This window comes from Thermoprotei archaeon, from assembly GCA_038881895.1.
Classification (GTDB): Archaea; Thermoproteota; Thermoprotei; order Gearchaeales; family WAQG01; genus JAVZOV01.
The window spans coordinates 518,174-543,768 of record JAVZOV010000001.1 but is presented as its reverse complement, the minus strand read 5'-3'; the positions used below and the strand labels follow the sequence as shown (position 1 = coordinate 543,768).

The window sequence follows — 25,595 nt, the reverse complement described above, 5'->3', positions numbered from 1 at the left end:
GTCACATTAAAGATAGCAATCTTGTTCGGATATTTTAAGTCAAATAGAAACATGTGTTTATCTTTTGAGGAAAATTATATAGAGTTTAAACATATATAAGTCTGTCATAGTTAACTGTTTTGAGTGGCGATGGGTTGGAAAAATAAAGTTGAAGAGCTCTTTAAAATTCCAGACATTTATCTTGCAGGTTTAGCAAACAAAGATAAACATCTTGTCTATCTCTCAAATGAGACTGGATCATATCAGTTATGGAGCTTAGATCTTTCAACCATGGTAAAGAGACAAATCTCCTATGGTGAAGACAGAGTTACTAGTGTTGATGTTCATGAAGACAGCGAGTTAGTAATCTTTGCAAGAGATAGAGGTGGAAATGAAAAGCATCAAGTATTCATAACAGATGCAATAAAAGGTTCCGAAAAGAAAATAAGCAATTTACCACCAACAAGAATCTTAACACTCAAAATCTCTCCAGACGCAAACATGATAGTGCTCACTGGTGCAGATCAAGAATCTAATAAGCTCTTTTTAATGAAGCCTAATGGAGACTATGAAATAATATATGAGAGAAGCGCAGGCATGTTCATAACAGATTGGAACAAAAACCTAATAACAGGGTACAGTTGGTCCGTCGATGAACCAAAGGTCTCATACCTAATTCTTTACGATACGATTAAAGATAGAGTACTACTCTATACACCAAAAGACGGCTCAGAAAATTTAACACCCATCATTAGCCCAGATGGTCAAGAGGTCCTTTTCACAACAAATGCAGAAAACTTAAAAGTATACAATTTAGCAATATATGATATAAAAAATAATGAGATACGATATTTAAAAGCAAAGGAATACGGATTAGATTTCATAAACTATGAATGGTTCCGTAATAAAAACGCAGTGTACTACATTGCAAAAAGAAACGGAGAAACAAATATATACATTGAAAACCTTGACAATGGAACAGTAACAAAACTTAATACACCAAGAGGATTTATATCAAATTCAAAAATAACTAAAGATAATAGGCACCTTTACATCGCGCACTCATCACTTTCATCGCCAAGATCAATCTACAGAATCACAATAGAAAACGGGAAAATGGAAATAATAATAAAACCAAAAGTGCCACAAGAATTAATAAACGAACTAAATGAACCAATATTCACAAAATACAAATCATATGATGGCCTAGAAATACCAGCATACATTATAGAATCGAAAAACACTAAGAAACCGGGACCAACAGTAATATGGGTTCACGGAGGACCATGGTGGGAAGTATCAAACGAATGGAATCCTTCAATGCAAGCCCTAGCGATCTCAGGACTACATGTAATAGCACCAAACTTTAGAGGATCAACAGGATATGGACCAGAATTCCAATACCTAGACATAGGAGATCCAGGAGGAGGAGACTTACAGGACATAATACATGCAAGAACATACGCAGTAAACATAGGGCTAGCAGACGCAAACAAAATTGCTATCACAGGAGCTAGCTATGGAGGATTCATGACATATATAGCTACAGTAAAAGCACCAGAACTATGGAAAGCAGCCGCAGCAGCTGTGGGAATAGTAGACTGGCTAGAAATGTACGAACTCTCAGATTCAATTTTCAGAAACTTCATAGAAAAACTCATGGCAGGAAAACCAGAACAGAAAACAGAACTATACAAAGACAGATCAGCAACAAACTTTGTTGAAAACCTAAAAACACCCTTACTAATATGGCACAGAGCAAACGACTCACGTGTCCCATTAAAACCAATACTCAAATACGCAATGAAACTGCTGGAATCAAACAAAACCTTCGAACTACACATAATACCAGAGGAAGGACATGGACCACAAAAAGTAGAAAACATAACAAAACAAACAATACACATTATAGAATTCCTCAAAAAACACCTTAACAACTTAAACACTTAAATATCCTAAAAACAATATAAACACCAATGATCAGAATAGTATGGAAACAGATAGAAGAACTAGCAGAAGCATTCAAACAAATAAAAATACAAACAGACCCCCTCACAGATCCTGAACTATATCCATCAGCCAACGACAACACAGAAAACATTTTAAGATACTTCCTGACAATGGTAGCAATAGACCATAGAACGCAAATACCAGGACAAACAACATTTGCCTCAAAGATAGGAAACAGAGAATACTCAGGCGCAAACCTGCTATACAAACTCGGAAAAACAATGTACGACAAAAACAAAGACTTCTTTGCACCAGAAAACCTAGCAAACATAACAGAAACAAACATAAAAAAATGGCTAACCTCAGACACGGGAACAATCAGAGACCCAGAAGTAAGAGCACAGCTACTAAGAGACGTAGGATGGAAACTAATAAAAATCTACGACGGAAAAGTAGAAAACCTAATACAACAAACAAACCAAAAACTCAAAAACAAAAAAGGATTAATAAACGAACTAAAAATATTCAAAGCATACCAAGACCCAGTAGAAAAGAAATCATACTTATTAGCAAAATTCCTCATAAGAAGAAACCTCTTCAAACCAACAGACCCACAAAACATGCAACTACCAATAGACAACCACCTAACAAGAATAGCAATAAGAACAGGAATAATAGAAACGGAAGATCCAACAATCTTCATAAACCAAAGAGAAGCAACATACGAAGAAGACATCATAATAAGACTACAAACAAGAAGAGCATACAAAAAACTCTCAGAACTCTCAAACCAACCACCGGACAGACTAGACGACTACCTCTGGGCACACGGAAAAAACATATGCACACACCAAAACCCAAAATGCAACGCATGCCAACTACAAAGCACATGCCGAGCATACAAAAACCCAGAAAAACAAATACTACAAGAACACAAATATATAAACACATGGTACTATTAAAGTGTCATCAAACAAAAATTGACTATCATAAAACGCACCATCAAAATTTTGAATAATTCTAAACTATCCCTCATCAATTCATGATACAAAAATGGAAAAGTTTAAAAATATGTAAAACTAAATACATAATGATACAAAATGTTAGACAAGGTTAATCTCTTAATAAAGACACACAAATATCAACTATTAACTATAGCAGTAATACTATTAGCAACCGCGATCACAGTTTTAGGTGAAACACCAATAGATGATCCACTTTAGGCCAATATTTTTATCATATATTATTTTTTATCACTTTTAAATATAAAATTAGGCGGAGTGTTAGGATAAGTTTTTATTCCTTTAAATATAATATTATTTTGATAATCATGCAGAATACATATGAAGTTACAAATATTTATAGAGATTGGATTAACAAATATTATGGAATAATTGAAAATCTTAACGAGCGAGCAGCAAAAATTCTTGAAACAATGTCGATTAAAAATACAACAAATTTATCAAAAATAGCAAAAACGCTAAATTTGCCAAATTCTACAGTATATAATATAGTAGCTAAATTAAAGGAGAAAAATCTACTATCTTTAAGAACAATAATCAATACAATAGCACTTGGACTTAGACCCTATGATGTTATTCTGTATCATACCAGTAATAAAAACGCTGAAAGGATTTTACTAGCTAATAAAGATTACTGGATCTACTCAGCTAAGGGGCGAACTGATAAACCATGTTTTTATGTTAAATATGTAATACCCGATAAACATGAAAAGGATTTCACGGAATTTTTAGAAACAGCATTACAATTAAACCTGATTAGTGGTTATGAAATTTACCCGACTACGGTAGTATATGATCCCCCTTTAAATTTCAAGAATTTCGATCTTCGAGCAAAAACGTTGAGTTTTAATTGGTATGAATTTTTGGATAATATCCGTAATGCTACTCCAATCCCAGATGAACGATTAATACGCTCCAATGTAGACGCACAGAGCCTAGATAAAATTGATTTAAGAATACTCAAAAATTTAGAGATTAATGTATTTGCGGATCTGCGTATCATACAAAAATCACTAAAAGATGTAACTTTTCAAGCAGTCTATTATCACTATATAAATCATGTAATCAAAAGAGGACTTATAAATAGCCTTAGAATAATATTAATTCCCTATCCATATTTAGTCAATGGAAAAACAGTTATCGACTATATGGTAATGTTCATCACATTTAAGGATCAGGAATGGTTATTTAAATTTACAAATACATTGAATGGAGTATTCATAAGAAGAGTTAGTAGGATTTTAGGCGGAAACACTCTAATGTTTAACATTTACTTACCTCATGTTGAAACTAACGACTTCTTTAATATACTCGATGCCATGATTGAAGAGGGAATCATTACAACATACAGATATATTTGGTTAGATCTTAGGACGGGAAGGAATGAAACATTGCCTTATAGAAAATATGACACTAGAACTGGCACTTGGAGATGGGATCAAGAGGAGTATCTGTTGAATTTGCAAAAGTCTTTAGAGAAAGAGAAGACTGAGGATTCTATTGTTTCATAATTTTTTATTTTTTATTTATTTTGTTGGCCATAGTTTTTTATATGTTTCTTGGTTTAGTGCTTGTGGTCCTTTTGTTTCTATGATGGATTTTTTGGCTAGGCTTATCATTGGGTCTAATAGTGGTATTTTTGTGTCTTTTGGTTTTAGTGCCAGTGGTATTTCTGTGCATCCTGCTATGATTGCTTGTGTTCCTTTTTGTTCTAGTTCTTTTGCTGCTTTTTTGAGTGTTTTTCTTGCTCTCTTTATTTTTCCTGCTTTTATTTGATAGATTGCTTGCATGATTTGTTCTTGGTTTTGTGGTAGTATTATTTGTATGTTGTATTGTTGTAGGTATTTTTCATATAGTTTTGATTGTACTATTGTTGTGGTTGCTATTAGTCCAAGCTTTTTGTAGTTGAGTTGTTTTACGTCTTTTGAGAATTCTTCTATCATGTCTATTATTCGTGCGTTTGTGTTATTCTTTAGTTCATTAATCCAGTAGTGCGCACTGTTGCATGGTATTGCTATTATGTGTGCTCCGTTTTGTTCTAAGAATTTTATTGCTTTTATCATTGCTGGGACCGGTGACGGTCCTTTGTTTAGGAATGCTTTTGTTCTGTCTGGTATTGTTGGTTCGCTGTATATTATCATGCTTATATGATCTTGATCTTTTTTAGCTTTTGTAAGTTTTGTTATGAGTGTATAGAAGTACGCTGATGCCTCTGGTCCCATTCCTCCTAATACTCCTAATATTCTTTTGTTCATATTTTTTTAATATCCTAGCAATATTTATGATTATCTGTTCTGCTTAGGAGCGAACCAATGAGATTTAGTGGATACATCTTAGCGTGGAGTTAGAGTAAAACTATCATGACAACAGTAGGTCTCATCTTTTAAGGATAGGTTAAAGCTTACTATGTTTGGTTTAGATTTTCATGGGAAATATTGTCTTCTTAAACGACATAAGCTAGCTGTACGTGTTCCTAAGTTCATCATCCCTGAGAGGAACCAAGACTGGGAAATACTCCTGATAGGGCAATACACCAAGAACTCTTGAAGAGAATTCTTCACTATAAGTGCAGGAAGGTGACCAGATTTAAATGAATGTGGTATTGTTAATGATTTGGTTAAATATAAATAATTGTTTGCACCTGATTTTTTATGAGCATTTTGGATGGTATTGAGCCTGCAGCCACTGTTAGTTTAAATAACTTGGCTTTGGAGTTGAAGCGAAAGGGTGAGGATGTTATTTCTTTTGCTGCTGGTGAACCTGATTTTGATACTGACAAAAGGATCGTTGATAAAGCTTATGAATCTATGTTGAGGGGTGAGACTCATTACACTAGTTCGTTAGGTTTGTATGAGTTGAGGGAATGTATTGCTAGGAAGATTCGTGAAGAGAATAATATCTCTGTTGGTCCTGAGAACGTGATCGTTTTGCCTGCGAAATTTGCCATATATGCTGCTTTAATGAGCGTTGTGGATAGGGGCGATGAGGTTTTAATTCATGATCCTTATTGGGTTAGCTATGAGGCTCAAGTGAAACTTGTCGGTGGAAGAGTTGTCTTTTTTAATTTTCGTGATGATTTTTCATTAGATATTGAGGATTTGAAATCGAAGATATCTTCAAGAAGCAAGGTCATTATCGTTAACACTCCTAATAATCCTACAGGTGCTGTTTTTTCTAAGGATAGTGTCAAGGCATTAGTTGATATTGCTAAGGATCATGGTTTGCACATAATTAGTGATGAGATTTATGAGAAGTTAATATATGAGGGCGAACATGTTTCTCCAGCGTCTTACGATCTGAACCGTGTTATACTTGTGAACGGTTTTTCTAAAGCTTTTGCTATGACTGGTTGGAGAATTGGTTATGCTGTAGCGTCTGAGGATTTAATAAAGAGGATGGAGAAATTTGTTCAACATACTTTAACGTGCCTTCCTGTCTTTATTCAGAGAGCCGCTATTAAGGCATTAGAATTAGGTGCTGAAGTTTATTCCAAATATGTAAAGGAGTATAAAGAGAGAAGAGATTTTCTCTTGAGTGAGCTCAGTGGTGTAAGAAATTTAAAAATAATTAAGCCTGCAGGTACTTTTTATCTGTTTCCTAGGTATGAAGTTGATATGGATTCCCAAAGTATAGCAAGTATGATGCTTAAGAAAAAGAAAGTTCTTATTGTTCCTGGATCTGCATTCGGTAAAAACGGGGAATATCATTTCAGAATTTCATTTGCTACTTCTATGAAAAATGTAAAAGAGGGTGCGCGCAGGATTAAAGAATTCTTTGATGAAGTGGAAAACAATTTATGAAATTCTGTATTAAAATGGGAAATTCAAACCTTAAACTTGCATAAAAAAGGAAAAAAGGTATGCTATCTATGTGCTTCTAGAGGTATTCTGTGTATGGAACAGCAGCGAGGGTACATCTAAAGCTCATTCAATTTAAGCTCATGATAAATCTAAGCTTAAACGGCTTTACTATTAACGGCCCCTGTCAAATAAAAAATGGTGGATAATGCGAGGGGCTTTTGCACTTGTCTTTTTCTTCAATTAAAACCTCAATGGTGCAAGCTCCTGGTCCTACCGCGGTAGTGTAAGACCTTGACCCCATTTTCGGCTAATAGCTTCTCTATAGTTGGGAAGAGCTCACTCAGCTCGTTGAAGAAGTATGATTTAGAGGACTTCAACCCGTGACTTGCATTGGCTAATAGGTGCACGGTTCCAACGCTCCAGCACACCCTTGGGACAACCTTCCCCTTTTCGCTGGCTATCTCATTTGTGAAGAAGGCGACCCTGAGCTCTATCATCCTCTCACCACGCTTAGCTTCGACCTCACCCCTCTCCTTCCTATACTTCTCCTTCAACTCGGTGAGCACAAACGACACTCACTTAATAATTTATGGAAACACTTATTAACCTTTGCCTTTATAAGTCTGTAAATAAGCCGAACCATGAAAAGCGAAGTGTTAGCACTTACGCATAAAAGCAGAAGAAACATCATCATAATGTGCTATCCTTATGTTAATTGCAGTTAACAGGAAAGGAGCTTAACCATCCAAGTCCCTAAAAGTTAACAGAACCCGCGCGCAGCAAAATTAAAATGGATAAGTAATTTCTAATTATTGTTGAGGGTTGTTTTAATGCCGAGTCATAGGTATCATGAAGAGATTGGTGCTCTTATGGGCATAAATATGTCTGCATTAAGGGATGCAAACCTCTTGATTGATGATCCGGACAAGTGGTTTAGTGAGCGCGGTTTACAGAACCTCTATGGTCTGAAGCATGACGATGATAGGGTGTTTGCTATGAACGTTGTTCGCTCTCTCTTAAGGGATATTTATGGCGATGAAGGCATGCTTGCCGCGGATCTGCACTATGCCGTGGATTATACTTCAACTATACTCAACTATACTGTAGAGTATAGATGCAAGCAGGATGCAAGCGGGAAGCAGAGTAAATTCTTAATTAAGATGCAAAGTATTTGAAAAATCGGAGTGTTTAAAACTAACATTCAGTGTGTATTTTTAAAATTTAAATAGTGTAGCGCTGCCGCTCTTTCGTGTAGTTTTTCTTTCATGTGTAGGGATAAGCTTTATATTGTTGTGATGAAGTTATTTTCTTGAATATAATGAAGAGGTTATACAAAATTGCGTATAGTTTAGGTGCTTTGGGTTCTGCTATTTCTTATCAAGCGTTTTCTACATACTTTTATTTTTTCTATGTTGATGTGGTGAGGCTTGTTGTTGCTCTTGCCAGTATTGGGATGATGGTGTATGGTGTTTGGAATGCGGTAAATGATCCTTTGGCAGGGTATTTATCTGATAGGTATAGGACAAGGTGGGGTAGAAGAAAACCTTACATTTTGTTTGGATTTATACCGATGGCTTTGTCGTTTATAATTATTTGGACTCCGCCTGCTAGTAGAGATATGATACTGCTTTTTATGTATTATACTTTTGTTATCAATCTTTTTGACACTGTGTATACTTTTGTGATCCTGAATTGGACTAGCTTGTTTCCTGAAATGTTTTCTGAGTTGAGTGAGCGTGCTGAGGTATCAGCTTATAGACAGTTATTTGGAGTTGTTGGATTAATATTCGGAATTGCTGCGCCACCACTGATTTATAGTACTTTGGGTTGGGTATGGATGGGCGTATTTATCGCTGTGATTACTGCTATAACTATGTATATTTCATTGTTTGGAGTTTATGAAAAAGAGGAGTTTAAGTTTGATAAACCGCTTAATATAAAAGATGCTTTAATTGCAACTTTTCATAATAAGTCCTTTATGACTTATATTTCTGGTAACGTGGGAATAGAACTTGCATATTTGCTCTTGGCCGCGACAGCACCTTTTTATACAAAGTATGTGCTTAAAGTTGGAGCTTTTGAAACATCACTATTCTTTCTAACTGCATTTCTATCTGCCATACCAATGTTGTATGTTTGGCGTAAAATAACAGTAAAATATGGAGCAAAAAGAGCTTACATGTTATCCATTGGTTATTTTGGTATTATGTTGTTACCGGCTCTTTTTGCTTTTGATTTTGTTAGTGGTATCGTCGTGGCGGTATTAATTGGTGCGGGGCTTTCTGGATCATTATTACTTCCGGATGTAGTTATTTCTGATGTAATAGATGAGGACGAAGTGAAGACTGGTGTCAGAAGGGAAGGTATGTATTTTGGAATTAATGCTTTCTTTATTAGGATATCGATAGTTCTTCAAGCAATAATCATTGGTTTTGTTTTGTCCATCACAGGATACATTCCTGACATAATACCGCAACCTGGAATTGTAGAATTTGGAATAAGAGCGTTAATGTCTATAATACCCTTTGTAATATTGTTTTTGTCTTTAATTTTTGTAAAAGAATATCCGTTAGATGGCCAGTATTTGCAACGAATTAAGTTGGAGTTAGAAGAACTGCATAAAAGGAAAAAAACTAAACTGATGCAAAAATAATTCGATAAAAAATTGTTAGAAATGATAGGATGCACGATCGGAATATTTATAAATACTTAATGCTATTTTTTCTTATGTCTAAAATAATTGTTTTAGGTGGAGCCGGTCACATAGGTTCGAGGATTGTTAAGGAGCTTCGTGAACTTAACTCTAGTGTTGAGATAACTATTGCTGATAAGAATGTTGAGAAGGCTAATGATGTTGCTAAGGATGTTGGTGGGAGCATTAACGTTGTTGATGTTGATGCGTCTGTTGAGGATTTAGTTGTCAGTATGTTAAAGGGTTATGATGCTGCGATTAATGCTATCGGGCCTTTTTACAGATTTGGAGTACCTATTCTAAGGGCAGCCATACGTGCTGGTGTTAATTTTGTTGATATTAATGATGATTATGATGCTACTCTTGAGGCTCTTAAATTACACGAAGAGGCTCAAAAAAGAAATGTTACAGCTATTATTGGTCTGGGTGCTACACCTGGTATTACTAATCTTCTTGCTAAGTATGGTTCTGAAAAATTTGATGAAGTGCATGAGATTGGAACTTATTGGGTTTGGACTGCTATAGATCCAACGATGGGACCTGCGATCATAGATCATTATTTTCATGCTATAACTGGTATGATTAAAACATATAAGGATGGGGCTTGGGTTGATATAAAGGCTCTTTCTGAGCCTGAACGTTATGAATTCCCGCAGCCTATAGGTGTATGGGAGGTTGCGCATGCTGGTCATCCTGAGCCGATTACAATTCCGCATTATATTAAAGTTAGGAGTGTATATAATAAGGGTGGTGTTTGGCCGTCTGATCTTAATGATATTGCTAAAGCTTTTTCCATGTTAGGGCTTACAAGTTTGAAGATGATGAGTATTAAAGAGCAGGCTTATGTTGCTCGTGATGTTGCCATAGCTATAACTTTAGCATTACCTGAACTCACACCGCCAGAGGAAATAGAGAGGACGATTTCATCGCTCTATGAGAGGCTTGGTGAATATGCCTTAACTGGTGTGGGCTTAGGCGTTATGGTAAAGGGCATTAAGAATGGTAGTGCACATATAATTAAGTATGGTGTTGCCTGTAGAGAGGCCAGTCAGGCTACTGCTTTACCTGCTGCTCTTGCTGCATTGGAGCTTGCTTCTTCTCAAGGGTTTAAGAGTGGTGTGTATCCTCCTGAGGCAGGAGTCGTTGATGTTAGTAAACTTCTTAACGGAATAAAGAAAGTGTTTACTATTGAGTATTCAGAAGTGCAGTATGGGACTCTATAGAATTTTGTTTTAACTTAAAATATTTATATTTTTATTTTTTATTATATTTTGATGTGTGGTGGTTTTATGAATTTTAATGTTAAGGGTTTTATTAATGGAAATATTTATGTTTCATTTAAGCCTTTAAGGGTGGTTTCTGCTCTTGTGTCCTATAATGGGCGTATAATTTATGCCGGTAATTCTAATAAGGCTAAACGGTTAGTTGTACTGTTTAATGGACGTATTATCGATCTGGAGGGCAAAACTGTTATCCCTGGTTTTGTTGATTCTCATGTACACCTCGACAGTTTGGGTCTTTCTCTTAATACTCTTGATCTACGTGGTGTTGATTCTATAAGTGGACTTAAAGAACGTTTGAGAAAATATTATGAGGGACATAAGGACTTTACGTGGATAATAGGAAGAGGTTGGGATCAGGAATTATTTATAGAAAAAAGATGGCCTAATCATTGGGATCTTGATGAAGTAATTTCTGATAAACCTGTTTTTCTTGAAAGAATCTGTGGACATGCTGCCGTTGTAAATACAAAAGCTCTTGAGGTAACAGGTTTACTTGAAAAAATACCTGAATCTGCGTATTTTCTTAAAAATGAAAATAAAACTCTTACTGGTGTGGTTGTCGAAGACGCAGTTGATTTTTTCAGGAATCGATTAGTATATAATTTTGACGAGAAATTAAAAATGTTGCGAGATGCCTTATTTTATGCTGCGTCATTAGGTGTAACCATGAATGGTTTTGTTTCATGTAGTCCCGAAACGTTTAACATTCTACAGATCCTAAAAATGATGGAGGGTTTGCCTGCGAGAGTTAGGGTTTACATGAATGCTTCAGCTTTAGATTCGTTATTATCATTGGGTATTAGGAGGAGCTTTGGCGACGAATACTTACAAATCATGGGTATAAAGCTTTTTACGGATGGTTCTCTTGGCGCACGTACAGCATGGCTCACAGAACCTTATAATGATGATTCAAAAACTTCAGGAATACCAACAATCGAAGAAGAGGAATTAATAAACCTAGTGAGAAAAGCTCACGATGGAGGATTGCAACTGGCTATTCATGCTATTGGTGATAAAGCTATTGATAAAGTATTAAACGCTTACAGCCATCTTGGGAATAATTTAGCAAAATATAGACATAGAATTGAACATGCGTCAGTAATTAGATCTGATCAAATTGAGAAAATGAGCAAGCTTGGTGTATCTGCTGCAGTACAACCTCACTTTATCATGAGTGATTGGTGGGCTGTTAAAAGGGTAGGAGAGAAAAGAGCTCCATGGGTATATCCGTTTAAATCAATGGTTAAATCCAAAATCAATATTGGTTTTTCAACAGATAGTCCCGTTGAACCGTTGAATCCATGGGAAACTGTTTATGCAGCAGTAACAAGAGGTGGAAAAAACGTAGATCTTTATAAATATACTATGAAAGAAAAATTCTCGGTTAGTGAGGCACTTCATTATTACACTGCAGGCTCAGCATATTTATTATTTGAAGATGAAAATACAGGCACACTGCAGAAAGGAAAGTATGCAGATTTCATAGTTATTGATAAGGATCCATTGGAGGTGGAAATAGAAGAATTGCGTTCAATAAAAACATTAATGACTGTAGTCTCTGGAAATGCTGTGTTCTCACAATTTTCTCCTTAACCAATCGTGTCGTTAAGAGCTAGATTAAATTTCTTTCTCTGTACCATGAAATAGTTTTTTCTAGGCCCTCAGAAAACGGTGTTGATTCGAAACCAAGTTCTTTTTTAGCCTTCTCTATACTATAATATCTATCCTTTGACATAATCTCTATGACCTCACTGTTAAAGAATGGTGAATATTCTCCAGTTATCTTATTCACGATGCTTAAAACCCTTACCCCTAATTTTGCTAACGTTACAGGAACACCGTGAGAGGGTGATTTCTTACCAAACTTTTCACAAATAATGGTATATAGTTCCTTGTAAGTATACGGTTTTTCTTCAGCAATAAAATACTTTTTGTTTAGCGATACTTCTTTTTCAAGAACTAGCTTAATTGCCTTAGCAACATCCTTAACATATACAAGTTGGGTTAATTTCTCTCCATTACCTATGTAAAACTTTGTCCAATATTCACTATTAGCTATTCCTTTTATCAAAATGTAAAAGCCATCATTAATCTGCCAAGGACCATAAATTGTAACCATTCTAAGAATTGTATATCTTAATTCTCCATAACTTCCTATCAACCTCTCGGTTTCTAGTTTAAACTTAGCGTGCAACATTATTGGCCTCTCTTCCATATTTTCTGTAAAAGGTAATTTGTTAGAATCACCCATTACCTCTGCGACGCTCGAAAAAATAATGCGTTTCACGTTATTTTTCATCATAACTTCTAAAAGATTCCTAGTAGCATTAACATGATTCTCTCTCCTATACTCTATACTATATTTATATGGATGAGGAGATGCTAAATGTATTACAGCATCAACGTTACGCATGCTCTCCATAAAACTTTCTGGTTGAAGCAAATCTCCCCTTACAGTTTTTACTCCCATGTGTTTTAAAATATCTTCATTCTTACTATGAACCAAACCTCTTACATCATAGCCATTATTCATAAGTTCTTCAGCTACATTTATACCAACAAACCCACCAGCACCAGTGATAAAAACTCTCACAGAGCATTAAAAGAAACAGCATTTAAATATTTTACGGAAAAACTACTAAGAAAAACTAGAGTTTCATCATGGACTATTTTTGATATTCTAAGGGTTCTGAACTAATGGGCATGTATGGAATGCATACTTAGTCTTTCTCTCTATGTTAAACGTTTCTCTGAAAGAGTAATTCAATCTACTTAATTTTTATAAAATATAAGGTTCTATTATTTTGTGATAATTAAAATTATTGGTTTATTTAAAATTGTTAGGTGTTTAGAGCACTGAAAAATATTTTTTGATTCTCTTTAATCACAAGAAAATTTTGGTCAATTATGAGCGACTATGTTTATCTTTGTTCATCATAAGTTAAATATAAATTCTTGTGATAATATAAAATAAGAGGGGGATTCATGCATGCAACGTAGTGTGATATTAGTAATAGTGGTAGTGATCGTAGTTATAATTGTTGCTGGAGTATATTTTACTCAATTCTTAGTACCTTCAGTTACCACAACTACCACAACACCCTCACTAACCACTACGACGGTCTCACCAACTAAGACTTCTGTGACCTATGCTTCTTTGTCTGAAATGACCACAGCTGATCCTAGCACAGATTTTTCAAATTCAATACTTTGGATGGCTGTGGTTTATGAACCATTGCTTATTTATGATCCTTTGCAGAATAAATTTATACCTGCTTTAGCTCAAAGTTACGAAGTTAGTAATAATGGAACTATTTGGACTTTTCATTTGAGAAAAAATGCAAAATTCCACGATGGTGTTCCAGTAAATGCATTTGCTGTTAAGTTTTCAATCGAGAGAACTATAGCATTAGGTCAAGGAGCTGCATTCATATGGTCTCCTGTTGATAAAATTGAAACACCTGATAACTATACTGTAGTGTTTTATTTAAAGTATCCAGCTCCATTTGATAAAATAGTAGCTTCAGCTTACGGTGCATGGATATTTAGTCCAGAAGTTGTTAAGTATGCGAATGCCAAAAATTCTACTGATCCTAAAATTGCTGATTGGTTTAATGCTGGGCATGATGTAGGTTCTGGAGCTTATAAATTGGTTAAATGGGATCCAGAAAATGAGGTTATACTTGAGAAGTTTAATGAGTGGTGGGGCTGGAACGATCCAACATATCCATTAAAATCAAATAAAGCACCTGATATTTTCATAGTTAAGATTGTTAAGGATAGTGTAACTCAAGAGAGCTTGGTTGTAGCAGGAACAATAGATATAGCAGAATATGTGCCTTTAACAGATTTAGGTACACTAAAGAATAACCCTAATTTAAGAGTTGTGACTAAATCAAGTTTTCAAAATCTTCTCATGTTTATTAACACGAAGAAAGCACCATTGGATAATGTTTTAGTTAGAAAAGCTATTGCGCATGCCATACCATATAGTGATATAGTGAGTGTTGCAAGAAGTGGTTTAGCTGCTGTAGCTAGCGGTCCCATACCCCATGGTATGTGGGGTCATTTTGACAATCTAACTTATTCGTTTGATCTTAATTTGGCTAAACAATTACTTGCTCAAGCTGGGTTCTCAGGTGGGATAAATAGAACATTACTGTTAACTTATACGGCTGGTGATATTTATGAACAAAGGACTGCAGAACTAATAAGAACAAGATTAGCTGAAATAGGTATAAAGGTAGAAATTAGACCAATGAGCTGGGAAGAACAATGGTCTCTTGCTCAAAGTGGTTGGAAAGATCCCAGTGTTGCACAAGATCTTTTCATAATGTATTGGTGGCCTACATACATAACCCCATATGATTTCTTATACAACATGTATTCAAGTGAAAGTCAATTGTTCAACTTAGCATACTACACTAACTCAGAATTTGATAAAATAATTAATGATGCGCACTACTGGGAAGGGATTAATCCAGAAAAATCTCTTCAGCTCTATTATAAAGCTCAGAAGATTTTATATGATGACGTTCCAACTATTCCACTTTGGGATATGGTAGATGTAAGAGTGTCAACAATACGAATTGGTAATTTGAGCGATGCAATAAATCCTGCATATCCTACAGTGATATTCCCACAAGTATTAACTGTCCAGTATTAATCGATTTTTTTATTTTTTAATTGGAGGGATTAGATGCCGTTAAGCAAAGAATATTTGATTAAGAGAGTAATCTTACAAATTGCTGTAGTTCTCGGTGTAATTATTATAACATTCATAATTACTAGAGTTATACCAGCCAGACCAGAATTTCTTTGGGCTGGTCCTCATCCAACACCAGAGCAGTTGCAAAAAGCTAGAGAATTTCTTCATCTCGATAAGAATATTTTAGTTCAGTTATACTTGTATCTCAGTGATTTATTTAAAGGAAATTGGGGTATTTCTTGGAGGACAAGATCACCTATTTTAGATGATCTGTCGCATGCACTTCCTGCTACACTTGAATTAATTATTATTGCTTTTACTTTTGCAATAATAATTGGTGTTCCTATTGGTATTTTAGCTGCAGTGAAGAGGGGAGGCATTACAGATAATATGATTAGAGTGCTTACTGTTTTAGGTGCCTCGATGCCAACTTTTTGGCTAGCTCTTATAGTCCAATTGGTTTTTGCTTCATGGCTTCATTGGTTTCCTGCAGCAGGAAGGGTTACTGATTTGTTAGTTATTCAAACTGGTTTTCATCCTATTACAGGTTTTTATCTCATAGATTCATTACTTGAAGGCAAGATTTCAATATTTTTAGATACGTTATGGCACATGATTTTACCTGCTGTAGTTCTTTCTTTGTATCCAATGAGTTTGAGTGCTAGAATGACCAGGGCATTAATGGTCGAGGTTCTCAGTGAACAGTATATTAGGAGTGCAACAGTTTGGGGAATTCCAAGTAATATAGTGGTATACAAGTATGCATTAAAGAATGCGATATCACCTGTTATAGCTTCTTTAGGTCTTTCATTTGGTTATACTATTGTTGGTGCTTTCCTTGTTGAACTTATTTTTGTTTGGCCGGGAATAGGACTTTACTTAGCTATGTCACTTTTAAGTTTTGATTATCCAGCGGTAATTGGTGTAGTGATCATAACAGCAATTTTCTATACAACGATTAACACAACTGTCGACATTGCTCACGCATATATAGATCCCAGGGTGAAACTGTAAATGTCCGAACTTATAAGTATACTTAAACTAATCAAAAAAGATATTGTTTCATTAACTGGATTAGTAATTGTTATGGTATTTATAATAATTGGAGCAATAGCACCATATATCTTAACAAATCCTAATGATGCTTGGGGTCTGTCTTATAATGTCAGTAAGGCATACCTTCCTCCATCACTCGAACATCCTTTTGGTACAGATGAATATGGAAGAGACATGTTCAACAGAGTATTATTAGGGACAAGATTTTCTCTCATGATAGCTCTAGGTGTTGTTGGATTAGCTCTCCTTATAGGAATATTGGTAGGTCTTATAGCAGGTTATGTTGGTGGAAAATTAGGCCTACTACTTATGAGGGTTACTGATATGTTCCTTGCATTTCCACCGCTTCTGTTAGCTATAGCATTAGCAGCAACGCTTGGAAGAGGTTTAACTAATGTTGTAATAGCATTGGCAATATCATGGTGGCCTTGGTATGCTAGACTCATATTTATTCAGGTTAATTCTATTAAAGCACTCCCTTACGTTGATGGAGCTAAAGTAGTAGGATTAAATACTGTTGAAATAATGTTTAAATATATACTTCCAAATTCACTTACTGCTGTCATGGTTCAAGCTGCTTTAGATCTGGGATCCGCAGTTCTCGAGGCAGCAGGTCTTAGTTTCTTAGGAATAGGGGTAAATCCTCCAACGCCTGAATGGGGATTATTAGTAAGTCAAGGATGGCAATCCATAAATAGAGCTTGGTGGATATCATTCTTCCCTGGACTGGCATTGGTAATAGTGGTCTTAGGATTTAACCTTTTATCAGATGTTGTAAGAGAAGTTATTGATCCTAGATTGAGGAGGTCAATACTAGTTAAAGGTGTATAAAATGAAAATTAATAATGTTCTATTGAGAGTTGAAAATCTTAGTATAAACTATTATACAATGGAGGGTGTTATAAAAGCATTACGCAACATCGATCTTGAGATTAAAAGGGGGGAATCAGTTTGCATTGTAGGAGAATCTGGGTCAGGGAAATCAACTCTAGGATTAGCTATAGCTAGAGCTTTACCATCAAATGCAAAAATCGTATCTGGAAAAATACTATACGAGGGAATTGATGTGTTAAAAATAACTAATGATAAGTTAAAAGATTATGTAGGTAAAGCTGTATCGATGGTATTTCAAGATCCTGTTGCATCATTAAATCCATTATTTACAATAGGAGAGCATATTTCTGATGTAATTAAAAACGTTTTAAATATTCATGATAAAAAGCAAGTACTAGAAATGACTGAAATGATGTTTAAAAAAGTTGGATTACCAGACCCTCAAAGGATTAGAAAAGCATATCCCCATGAGCTTTCCGGTGGTATGCTTCAAAGAGTATCAATAGCAATAGCATTAGTAACTAATCCCAAAATACTAATAGCTGATGAACCAACTACTATGTTAGACGTTACTTTACAAGCTCAAATATTAGAACTTTTAAAGGAGCTTAAGAAAGAACTAGAACTTTCAATGCTCTTCATAACTCATAATCTAGGAGTTGCATCTGAAATAGCTGACAGAATAGCAATCATGTATGCAGGTAAAATACTAGAAGATGGTCCTACAGAAGAAATACTTGCAAATCCTTTACACCCATACACTATTAGGTTACTAGAGTCTATACCTAGAGTGCAAGTTAAAATCAATAGACTTAAGAGTATTCCTGGAACTCTCCCAGACCTAAGAAACCCACCATCTGGCTGTCCATTTGTAGACAGATGTGACATTGCTAAATCACACTGTTTTATAGACATGCCAAAATTTATCGAAATTAATCCTGGTCATAAAGTAGCGTGTTTTAATTATTTAGGTGATACTAATGGTCTTGCTCAAAATTGAGAAGTTAACAAAATATTTCCCGATCAGGAAAGGATTATTTGGTCACATAGTAGGATATGTAAAAGCTGTTGATGGTATTAATATATCAATCAAAGAAAATACTGTCCTAGCACTTGTAGGTGAGTCTGGCTCTGGTAAAACGACAACTGCAAGATGCATACTTAGGCTTGAAAAACCTACTTCTGGGACTATTTTATTCGAAGACAAAGATGTATTCAAATTGAGAGACAAAGAGCTAAAATGGTATCGAAAAAACGTTCAAGCAGTCTTCCAAAACCCATTCCTCTCTTTAAATCCACGTATGACAGTAGAATCAATAATAGCTGAACCATTAAGAATTCATACAGATTTTGAAAAGAATGAAATTAAAAGTATTGTTTATGAACTTTTAGAGAAAATTGGTATACCGAAAGAATTGGGAAGACGATCACCATATGATTTAAGTGGTGGACAAGCTCAGAGAGTCGCTATAGCGAGAGCACTCATATTAAAACCGAAACTTCTCATTCTAGATGAACCCACATCCGCTCTTGATGTTTCAGTGCAAGCACAATTATTAAATTTGTTAATTGACTTAAAGGAAGAAATGAAATTATCATACCTTCTAATAACACACGATCTATCTGTTGTAAGATACATCAGTAATTATGTAGCAGTAATGTATTTAGGTAAAATAGTAGAGTATGCTGGTACAGAAGAGCTTTTCACAAATCCTCTTCATCCGTATACTCGAGCACTTCTCTCAGCAGTACCTGACCCACAAATTAAGAGAACTAGGAAAGAAATACTATTAGGTGAGGTACCGAGTGCAATAAATATACCACGTGGATGTCGATTTCATCCCAGATGTCCTTATGTAATGGATAGATGTAAAAAAGAAGAACCAGATTTTATTAATGTTAACAGTGAGCATCTAGTGAGTTGCTGGCTCTACTAGTTTTTATTAAGTTAAAACTAGCGTGCTTTATTATTTAAATAGCATAGTTTAATTTCTTATTACACTACATTTTGATGTTTTATTGTGATAATAACTTATTAATAGTATCAGATAAGAACAAAGGGCGCACCTAAACAATACTATTAATTTAAAGAATATAAGATATTTCGTTATGATTCTTCTGTTTATATGATTAATTTATTTAGTGAGATATAAATGAATCAATTGATTATAAGAATATTATCTCCTTGATTTCTAACAAAGATTTCTCATATAAAATATGTAATTCCTGACATAATTGAATTATTCCAGCAAAAAGTAATATTTTTGACAACTAAATCTTTTCCATTGCATGAAAAATAGTTTTATATCATTTTGCTTTACTATAAAGATTGGTGCAAATTATGATAGAAATAAAGACATTAGATCAAGTTGAAAGCATAGTATTAGGTTCGACAATACTTGGTACAGGTGGTGGAGGAGATCCCAAAGAAGGTTTTAGAATGCTAAAAAACGTTATAAATTCTGGTCATGTTGTGAAAATAGTACAATTGAATGAATTACATAAAGATACGATAATTGTCGTTCCTTATAATGTAGGTTCTATAGCTCCTGGGCTCGAATCCAAAAAAATTACTAGAATTGTGAACCCTATTAAAAGGGCAATAGAGGAAATGGAGTCTTTTCTTAATAAAAAGGTTGGTGGCGTTGTGGCAAGTGAACTTGGCGGTTCTAATACCCCAGCCGCTTTGTCAATAGCGGCGGAACTTGGTTTACCAGCAGTTGACGGAGATCTTTTAGGTAGAGCGGCGCCAGAACTTCATCAGTGTACAGTTCATATATTTGGGATACCAATGTATCCAGCGGTTATAGTAACAAAGAGTGGGAATATTATAATAGTAAAAGAATATGCTGATATTGACGATTATGAGGCAATTGCTAGACATCTTTCTGTTTTGGAGGGAAAATTCGCAGCTGTTGTTGATACACCTATGAATTTAGAGCAAGCTAAAAAAGCCATTGTTCAAGGAACCATAACGTTTGCTATGAAATTAGGAGAAAACATTTTAAAAGCTAGAAAAGAAAAAAGAGATCCCGTACTAGCTGCAGTTAAATATCTCGATGGATGGAAAATTTTCGAAGGTATTGTTAAAAAGTACACATGGGAGAGCAGAGGTGGTTTTCTTAGAGGTGAAGCTATAATAGAAGGAAAAGATAAATTTAAAGGGCGCATTCTTAGATCTTGGATAATGAATGAGCACATACTAGCCTGGATTGATGATAAACCAATAGTAATGCCTCCTGATTTACTTATGTTTTTAGAGAATGATGGCAATCCAATTACTAATTCAGAATTGAGGGAAGGAATGTTCATAAATGCTATCACAACGCGCGCACCTAAAGTTTGGAGAACATCTAAAGGTTTAGAATTATTTGGGCCACGTCATTTTGGTTTTGATTATGATTATGTTCCGGTCGAAGAACTCATTAAGGAGATGAGATAAATGAGAATTCTAGTAATAAATCCTGTAGGTACTGATAGATGGGATGAAAAAGATAAAAATATATGTAAAGATTTTACATCACCTGATACGCAAATTGATGTAGTTTCATTACCAGAAGGGCCTCTAAGTGTTGAAACACCGGAAAATGAGGCTCAGATAATACCTTTAGTAATTAAAACTGCAATAGAATATTATAAAAAATATGATGCAATTGTGGTTAATTGTTATCTTGATCCAGCTGTTGATCTTTTAAAAGGTATTATAAGAATTCCAGTGGTGGGACCATGCGAGGCCTCACTTGCGTTAGCTTCTATGATTGGGAAGAAGATAGGAATCGTTACTGTAAGCAATAAAGCTATTTGGATGATAGAGGATAGAGTGGAAGAGTTAGCTTTTAAGGATAAAGTTATACACATAAGTGGTATACCACTTGGTGTTCTCAGTCTTGATGAGGATATAAAACGAACAAAAGCATTAGTAATTGAAGAAACTAAAAATGCCATTAAAAATGGAGCTGAAGTAATAGTATTAGGTTGTACTGGACTTACAGGGTTAGCTAAAGAAATTCAAAATATCGTTGGCATCCCAGTAATAGACCCTACAGGTGCAGCAATCAAAGTAGCTGAAGGCTTAGTCAAATTAAACCTTTACAATTCACGATATGGTAGGTGATGAACAATGCCTCAGGGTCTTGACATAGAACTCTCTTTATCAGCATATAAGCTAGTTAATGATATCATGAAAATTAAACCTGGAGAGGAGGTAGTTATAACAGCAGACACTGGTAGTGATTGGAGAGTTGTTGAGACGGTGGCTCAGATGGTTGGCACAATTGGTGCAAAACCTCTCGTAGCCTGGTATAAAATGCCTACAGGCGTAGGAAAAGCTGCAGATCAATACATACCACTTAACCTCCTAAAATCATTGCTTCCAAACGCTGATGTATGGATAGAGTTTAATAAAAGTTGGTTACTTTATTCAACACCTTATGAAGAAGCTATGAAATCTAACAAAATTAGATACATTTGTTTAGTAGGAATGAACACTGATATGATGGTAAGGAACATAGGAAATATTAACATTACATTGCTTTACGAATTCCAGAGAAAGTTAGCAAGCATAACTAAACATTCAAAACACATGAAGATAACAACACCAGCGGGAACTAATATTGAATTTGATAACGATCCGAACAGACCAGTCCTGGTTGAGGGCGAAGTCTCCGGCCCTGGTGAATATATGCTTTTTGGTCAAGTTGATTGGGCCCCAATTGAAGATAGTATTAATGGTGTTATAGTATTTGATGGGTCAGTATGGCCCCCTGAACAACTTGGACTTCTTAAAACTCCAATCAGACTATATATAAAAGATGGTAAAATAACTAATATTGAAGGAGGTCCAGAAGCCAAAATATTCGAAACATGGTTAAAACACTTTAACGACCCAAACATGCTTAGACTAGCTCACATATCTTATGGATGCAATCCAGGTGCAAAACTAACTGGGAATATACTAGAAGATGAAAGAGTTTGGGGTGTAATAGAATGGGGAATAGGTTATCAATCGCCAACATTTAAAGGAAAACTTGGAAAAGCTTCTTCCCATACAGATGGAATATGTTTACTTCCCACCGTATTAGGTGATGGCGAGAAAATAATAGAAAACGGAGAATATGTACATCCAGAATTGTTTAAATTAGGTAATAATCTGATATATAAATAAAGGTAAATCATTATAAAATTTATTCTTCTAATCTAAAAAGTATCTATTAAGATATCACCACTTAATATCAGAGTACATGTTCATAAGGATTATATCGTTTCCTAGAAAAAGGTTTTTAGTGAGAAATTAAATAAGACTATGAGATAAAATGGATTTAGGCACATTCGCATCAGGTGTATCTCCAACAAAAAAGCTGTATCTAGACAATTCTTATATGAGATCGTGTGAGGCAGCAATATTAAAGTATATGGTTGAGAAAAATTATGTTTACATTGCATTGGACCAGACTATTTTTCATCCACAAGGTGGTGGTCAACCATCTGATGTAGGGATAATAAGGGGCGAGAAATTCGAAGTGCATGTTAAAAGGGCAATGGAGGCAAAAGGTGTTGTGGTTCATTGGGGATGGATTGAAGGCAATATTAAATCCCAAGAAAAAATTATTTGTGAGATTGATTGGTTACAGAGGTACTATAATATGAAATTGCATACTGCTGGCCATGTAATAGATTATGCTGTTATGAAGACTTTAGGTAATCCAGTTACGACGATCTCGGCAAATCATGGTCCACATGCTTATATAGAATATCTTGGTGATCCTCCTAATCGAGTGCAATTAAAGAACATAGAAGAGGAGGCAAACAAAATAGTAAGATTAGGAAAAACAGTAAAAGTTTTATACGTAAAAAGAGAGGAATTATCAAGAATCACTTTCAATGCACCAAATTTATTAAGAATACCGCAATTGGAAATTTACAGAATAATAATGATTGAAGGCGTGAACGCTATGCCATGTGGAGGAACGCATGTAAACAATACAAAAGAAATAGAAGAAATCACCATAAAAAATGTTGAAGATTTAGGAACTTCATATAAACTACATTATGATGTGAGATAAAGAAAGTCATCTATTTAAGCTATTTTAAAAATTACTTGATGAAGGATTAGCTGAATGTTCATTGAGATTAAAAATATTTGTATTTAAGTGATGCCTAATTTTGGATATATCTCTTTGTCTAATTTACGTCTCGCTTCAGCATAAATTTGGTCATAGAAGTTCCTTTCTTTTGTATCGATTGTTACCATTAATGGTCCGAAATTGTCTACTTCTAAAACCCACATTGCTTCTGGAATGCCTAGATCTAACCAATGTACATCGATAACTTTTTTAATAGATTTTGCAGCTACAGCTGCAACACCGCCAGGATATATTGTATAAACTGCACCGAATTTTTTACATGCGTTAGCAGTTTTAGCTCCCATTCCACCTTTTCCGATAATCATCCTAACACCAGTCTTCTCTATAAATTCCGCTTCGTACATTTCTAATCTTGCACTAGTTGTGGGCCCCGCGGCAATAACTTTCCATTCATTGTTGATTTTTTTCACCACTGGTCCAAGATGATACACCGCAAGACCGTGAAGATCCAGTGGAAGTTTTTCTCCCTTATTAAGAAGCTCAAGAGTTCTTCTATGACCAGCGTCTCGCGCACTTACTATTATTCCTGAGAGGTATACAATGTCCCCAATATCTAATTTACGCACATCTTCTTCACTTAATGGTGTCTTTAATCTGTATTCGTTTACCATTTATAACACCTCCTTATTTAAATGTGGGTGCGTAAGGTATTCAATCTTTCCGTTTGGATAAACCTTCATTGCTGATCTTCTTGCAGCCCAGCAGTTTGTAGCTACTGCAACTGCAAGCGAGGCAGGATGTCTGTAAGCATATTCTACATGAACATCGAGAGCTGTAGTTAAGCCACCCATACCATGCGTTCCAATACCCATGGAGTTTATAGCCTCTAATAGTTGCAGTTCAAATTTTGCTACCTCTGGATTATCACTTCTCATATTCACTGGTCTCAATAATGCTTTTTTTGCCAGTTTCATTGCTATATCACCTGTAGGTCCTAAGCCAACTCCAACTATTACAGGGGGACAAGGTTTAGCACCTGCCTCAAAAATGTCTTCAAGAACGATCTTCATAACACCTTTTAACCCTTGACCAGGTGGTATTACTTTAGCTATTGAAGGAGCTTCACTTCCACCACCTTTCAACATGACAGTAATCTCAACTATATCAGAATTTTCATCTATCTCCCATTCTATCCATGGTATGTATCTACCAGTATTATCACCACTATTCTTACCTGTGAACACGTCAACAGCATTAGGTCTTAATGGTATTTTATTAGTTGCCTCTATTGTAGCCTTTTTTAAGATTACTGGCAATTTACCTAATAGAGGAAAGTTCTCACCAGCCCTAATGTAGAATATCACAGTGCCCGTATCCTGACAAATTGGTAATATTTCATTTTTGGCTACCTTAACGTTATCAATCATCGCTCTTAACATACTCTTAGCGAGAGAATTAGTTTCCTTTTCATAAGCAAGTTTCAAAGCGTTTTCGACGTCTTCAGGAAGCCATGTCGCTGCTGCTTCGATTAAACGAATAGTTGAATTGAATATTTTATCTTCCAAATCCAAGCACATCACCAAAGTATATTTAGTCATACAAAAAGATAAAGATATGCATTAATATAGTCTAAATTTTATTAGTATATATCATAATCACAAATACATATATCTCAATTAATGACAGATAGATTCTTTTAAATTATTTACGAAATTTTTTACTTCGCTCAGAACATCTTTACCTACGATTTCGAGCTCTATTGCTCTGTTTGTATGATCACAGTAAAAATGAATACTTAGCGTTTGCATTTGTTGCTTTTTAATAAATCCTATACTTTTATTAACTAGGTTGTATGATGCTTTATGAGAAGATATCATAAATTCGCCACTTTCTAGTACTCTTTCTTGTGTTTTATGTAATTTTCTTTGAAAGTGACGCACCTTAATTTTTAACTGGTAACCATGATTATAATTATAAATGTAATGGTACGCCTCACCGTCAGCTACCCACTTCACGTTATTTAAAATTATGCTAGTATTTACCTCCGTTGGGATTTCCCCTGCTTTAATACTATAATCATCTGGCAATGTGATAACTAAAAAATTTGATACCCCCAAAAGGGGATTTCCTGCTGCTATTGCAAACCCCTTTGCCACAGAGTATTTTAGGAGTAAAACTATTTATATTT

Annotated in this window: 24 protein-coding genes; 18 read left to right on the top strand and 6 right to left on the bottom strand. The window is 35.0% G+C overall.

Annotated features, from left to right (window positions below; all coding sequences use genetic code 11):
- Nucleotides 1-129: 129 nt before the first annotated feature.
- From QW128_02765 to QW128_02750, 4 genes are all read left to right on the top strand, one after another.
- On the top strand, nt 130-1,929 hold the full coding sequence (locus QW128_02765) for a S9 family peptidase (GenBank protein MEM3832506.1): 1,800 nt from the start codon (nt 130-132) through the stop codon (nt 1,927-1,929).
- 26 nt (nt 1,930-1,955) lie between these two features.
- Nucleotides 1,956-2,891 carry a queuosine salvage family protein gene (locus QW128_02760; protein MEM3832505.1) on the top strand — a complete coding sequence of 312 codons (936 nt, stop codon included), beginning with the start codon at nt 1,956-1,958 and terminating at the stop codon, nt 2,889-2,891.
- Nucleotides 2,892-3,029: 138 nt separating this feature from the next.
- Entirely contained in the window at nt 3,030-3,152 is a 123-nt protein-coding gene (locus QW128_02755) for a hypothetical protein (GenBank protein ID MEM3832504.1), read from the top strand.
- Between the two features lie 107 nt (nt 3,153-3,259).
- Entirely contained in the window at nt 3,260-4,462 is a 1,203-nt protein-coding gene (locus tag QW128_02750) for a hypothetical protein (GenBank protein MEM3832503.1), read from the top strand.
- Between the two features lie 15 nt (nt 4,463-4,477).
- Here QW128_02750 and QW128_02745 read toward each other — a convergent pair whose 3' ends face one another.
- Nucleotides 4,478-5,206 carry an amino acid racemase gene (locus QW128_02745; GenBank protein ID MEM3832502.1) on the bottom strand — a complete coding sequence of 243 codons (729 nt, stop codon included), beginning with the start codon at nt 5,204-5,206 and terminating at the stop codon, nt 4,478-4,480.
- A 396-nt stretch (nt 5,207-5,602) separates the two neighbouring features.
- Between QW128_02745 and QW128_02740 the strand changes: the two genes are divergently transcribed.
- Nucleotides 5,603-6,751 carry a pyridoxal phosphate-dependent aminotransferase gene (locus QW128_02740; protein ID MEM3832501.1) on the top strand — a complete coding sequence of 383 codons (1,149 nt, stop codon included), beginning with the start codon at nt 5,603-5,605 and terminating at the stop codon, nt 6,749-6,751.
- Nucleotides 6,752-6,999: 248 nt separating this feature from the next.
- On the opposite strand, the gene QW128_02735 is transcribed toward QW128_02740, so the two are convergent.
- Nucleotides 7,000-7,326 (bottom strand): hypothetical protein, encoded by a 327-nt coding sequence (locus QW128_02735; GenBank protein MEM3832500.1) that lies wholly within the window; start codon nt 7,324-7,326, stop codon nt 7,000-7,002.
- Nucleotides 7,327-7,581: 255 nt separating this feature from the next.
- Between QW128_02735 and QW128_02730 the strand changes: the two genes are divergently transcribed.
- The 4 genes from QW128_02730 (at nt 7,582) to QW128_02715 (ending at nt 12,319) form a co-directional block, all read left to right on the top strand.
- Complete coding sequence (locus QW128_02730) at nt 7,582-7,926, top strand: hypothetical protein (GenBank protein MEM3832499.1); 345 nt, start codon at nt 7,582-7,584, stop codon at nt 7,924-7,926.
- 143 nt (nt 7,927-8,069) lie between these two features.
- Nucleotides 8,070-9,404, top strand: coding sequence for an MFS transporter (locus QW128_02725; protein ID MEM3832498.1), 1,335 nt, complete (start codon nt 8,070-8,072; stop codon nt 9,402-9,404).
- Between the two features lie 74 nt (nt 9,405-9,478).
- The gene (locus QW128_02720; GenBank protein MEM3832497.1) at nt 9,479-10,666 is read left to right on the top strand and encodes a saccharopine dehydrogenase NADP-binding domain-containing protein; all 1,188 of its coding nucleotides are present in this window, start codon (nt 9,479-9,481) and stop codon (nt 10,664-10,666) included.
- 51 nt (nt 10,667-10,717) lie between these two features.
- On the top strand, nt 10,718-12,319 hold the full coding sequence (locus tag QW128_02715; protein ID MEM3832496.1) for an amidohydrolase: 1,602 nt from the start codon (nt 10,718-10,720) through the stop codon (nt 12,317-12,319).
- A gap of 19 nt (nt 12,320-12,338) precedes the next feature.
- On the opposite strand, the gene QW128_02710 is transcribed toward QW128_02715, so the two are convergent.
- Complete coding sequence (locus tag QW128_02710) at nt 12,339-13,319, bottom strand: NAD(P)-dependent oxidoreductase (GenBank protein ID MEM3832495.1); 981 nt, start codon at nt 13,317-13,319, stop codon at nt 12,339-12,341.
- 396 nt (nt 13,320-13,715) lie between these two features.
- Here QW128_02710 and QW128_02705 point away from each other — a divergent pair, with 396 nt between their 5' ends.
- The 9 genes from QW128_02705 (at nt 13,716) to QW128_02665 (ending at nt 23,386) form a co-directional block, all read left to right on the top strand.
- A complete protein-coding gene (locus QW128_02705; protein ID MEM3832494.1) occupies nt 13,716-15,392 on the top strand; it encodes an ABC transporter substrate-binding protein in 1,677 nt (558 codons plus the stop codon).
- A 33-nt stretch (nt 15,393-15,425) separates the two neighbouring features.
- Nucleotides 15,426-16,448 (top strand): ABC transporter permease, encoded by a 1,023-nt coding sequence (locus QW128_02700; GenBank protein ID MEM3832493.1) that lies wholly within the window; start codon nt 15,426-15,428, stop codon nt 16,446-16,448.
- On the top strand, nt 16,449-17,321 hold the full coding sequence (locus tag QW128_02695) for an ABC transporter permease (GenBank protein MEM3832492.1): 873 nt from the start codon (nt 16,449-16,451) through the stop codon (nt 17,319-17,321). It begins immediately after the preceding gene.
- A 1-nt stretch (nt 17,322) separates the two neighbouring features.
- Entirely contained in the window at nt 17,323-18,324 is a 1,002-nt protein-coding gene (locus QW128_02690; GenBank protein MEM3832491.1) for an ABC transporter ATP-binding protein, read from the top strand.
- Nucleotides 18,305-19,261 carry an ABC transporter ATP-binding protein gene (locus QW128_02685; GenBank protein MEM3832490.1) on the top strand — a complete coding sequence of 319 codons (957 nt, stop codon included), beginning with the start codon at nt 18,305-18,307 and terminating at the stop codon, nt 19,259-19,261. Before QW128_02690 ends, QW128_02685 begins: the two co-directional genes overlap by 20 nt.
- Nucleotides 19,262-19,665: 404 nt before the next feature.
- On the top strand, nt 19,666-20,766 hold the full coding sequence (locus QW128_02680) for a DUF917 domain-containing protein (protein MEM3832489.1): 1,101 nt from the start codon (nt 19,666-19,668) through the stop codon (nt 20,764-20,766).
- Nucleotides 20,767-21,438 carry an aspartate/glutamate racemase family protein gene (locus QW128_02675; GenBank protein MEM3832488.1) on the top strand — a complete coding sequence of 224 codons (672 nt, stop codon included), beginning with the start codon at nt 20,767-20,769 and terminating at the stop codon, nt 21,436-21,438.
- 6 nt (nt 21,439-21,444) lie between these two features.
- Nucleotides 21,445-22,488 (top strand): aminopeptidase, encoded by a 1,044-nt coding sequence (locus tag QW128_02670; GenBank protein MEM3832487.1) that lies wholly within the window; start codon nt 21,445-21,447, stop codon nt 22,486-22,488.
- A 148-nt stretch (nt 22,489-22,636) separates the two neighbouring features.
- Nucleotides 22,637-23,386, top strand: a complete 750-nt coding sequence (locus QW128_02665; protein MEM3832486.1) for an alanyl-tRNA editing protein — start codon at nt 22,637-22,639, stop codon at nt 23,384-23,386.
- Nucleotides 23,387-23,469: 83 nt separating this feature from the next.
- Here QW128_02665 and QW128_02660 read toward each other — a convergent pair whose 3' ends face one another.
- The 3 genes from QW128_02660 to QW128_02650 form a co-directional block, all read right to left on the bottom strand.
- Nucleotides 23,470-24,078 (bottom strand): FumA C-terminus/TtdB family hydratase beta subunit, encoded by a 609-nt coding sequence (locus QW128_02660; GenBank protein MEM3832485.1) that lies wholly within the window; start codon nt 24,076-24,078, stop codon nt 23,470-23,472.
- Entirely contained in the window at nt 24,079-24,978 is a 900-nt protein-coding gene (locus QW128_02655; GenBank protein MEM3832484.1) for a fumarate hydratase, read from the bottom strand.
- Between the two features lie 105 nt (nt 24,979-25,083).
- Entirely contained in the window at nt 25,084-25,563 is a 480-nt protein-coding gene (locus QW128_02650; protein ID MEM3832483.1) for a hypothetical protein, read from the bottom strand.
- Between the last annotated feature and the right edge of the window lie 32 nt (nt 25,564-25,595).

Coding starts and splice junctions, on each gene's coding strand:
- QW128_02765 (MEM3832506.1), top strand. CDS start 130: ATGGGTTGGAAAAATAAAGTTGAAGAGCTCTTTAAAATTCCAGACATT.
- QW128_02760 (MEM3832505.1), top strand. CDS start 1,956: ATGATCAGAATAGTATGGAAACAGATAGAAGAACTAGCAGAAGCATTC.
- QW128_02755 (MEM3832504.1), top strand. CDS start 3,030: ATGTTAGACAAGGTTAATCTCTTAATAAAGACACACAAATATCAACTA.
- QW128_02750 (MEM3832503.1), top strand. CDS start 3,260: ATGCAGAATACATATGAAGTTACAAATATTTATAGAGATTGGATTAAC.
- QW128_02745 (MEM3832502.1), bottom strand. CDS start 5,206: ATGAACAAAAGAATATTAGGAGTATTAGGAGGAATGGGACCAGAGGCA.
- QW128_02740 (MEM3832501.1), top strand. CDS start 5,603: ATGAGCATTTTGGATGGTATTGAGCCTGCAGCCACTGTTAGTTTAAAT.
- QW128_02730 (MEM3832499.1), top strand. CDS start 7,582: ATGCCGAGTCATAGGTATCATGAAGAGATTGGTGCTCTTATGGGCATA.
- QW128_02725 (MEM3832498.1), top strand. CDS start 8,070: ATGAAGAGGTTATACAAAATTGCGTATAGTTTAGGTGCTTTGGGTTCT.
- QW128_02720 (MEM3832497.1), top strand. CDS start 9,479: ATGTCTAAAATAATTGTTTTAGGTGGAGCCGGTCACATAGGTTCGAGG.
- QW128_02715 (MEM3832496.1), top strand. CDS start 10,718: ATGTGTGGTGGTTTTATGAATTTTAATGTTAAGGGTTTTATTAATGGA.
- QW128_02705 (MEM3832494.1), top strand. CDS start 13,716: ATGCAACGTAGTGTGATATTAGTAATAGTGGTAGTGATCGTAGTTATA.
- QW128_02700 (MEM3832493.1), top strand. CDS start 15,426: ATGCCGTTAAGCAAAGAATATTTGATTAAGAGAGTAATCTTACAAATT.
- QW128_02695 (MEM3832492.1), top strand. CDS start 16,449: ATGTCCGAACTTATAAGTATACTTAAACTAATCAAAAAAGATATTGTT.
- QW128_02690 (MEM3832491.1), top strand. CDS start 17,323: ATGAAAATTAATAATGTTCTATTGAGAGTTGAAAATCTTAGTATAAAC.
- QW128_02685 (MEM3832490.1), top strand. CDS start 18,305: ATGGTCTTGCTCAAAATTGAGAAGTTAACAAAATATTTCCCGATCAGG.
- QW128_02680 (MEM3832489.1), top strand. CDS start 19,666: ATGATAGAAATAAAGACATTAGATCAAGTTGAAAGCATAGTATTAGGT.
- QW128_02675 (MEM3832488.1), top strand. CDS start 20,767: ATGAGAATTCTAGTAATAAATCCTGTAGGTACTGATAGATGGGATGAA.
- QW128_02670 (MEM3832487.1), top strand. CDS start 21,445: ATGCCTCAGGGTCTTGACATAGAACTCTCTTTATCAGCATATAAGCTA.
- QW128_02665 (MEM3832486.1), top strand. CDS start 22,637: ATGGATTTAGGCACATTCGCATCAGGTGTATCTCCAACAAAAAAGCTG.
- QW128_02660 (MEM3832485.1), bottom strand. CDS start 24,078: ATGGTAAACGAATACAGATTAAAGACACCATTAAGTGAAGAAGATGTG.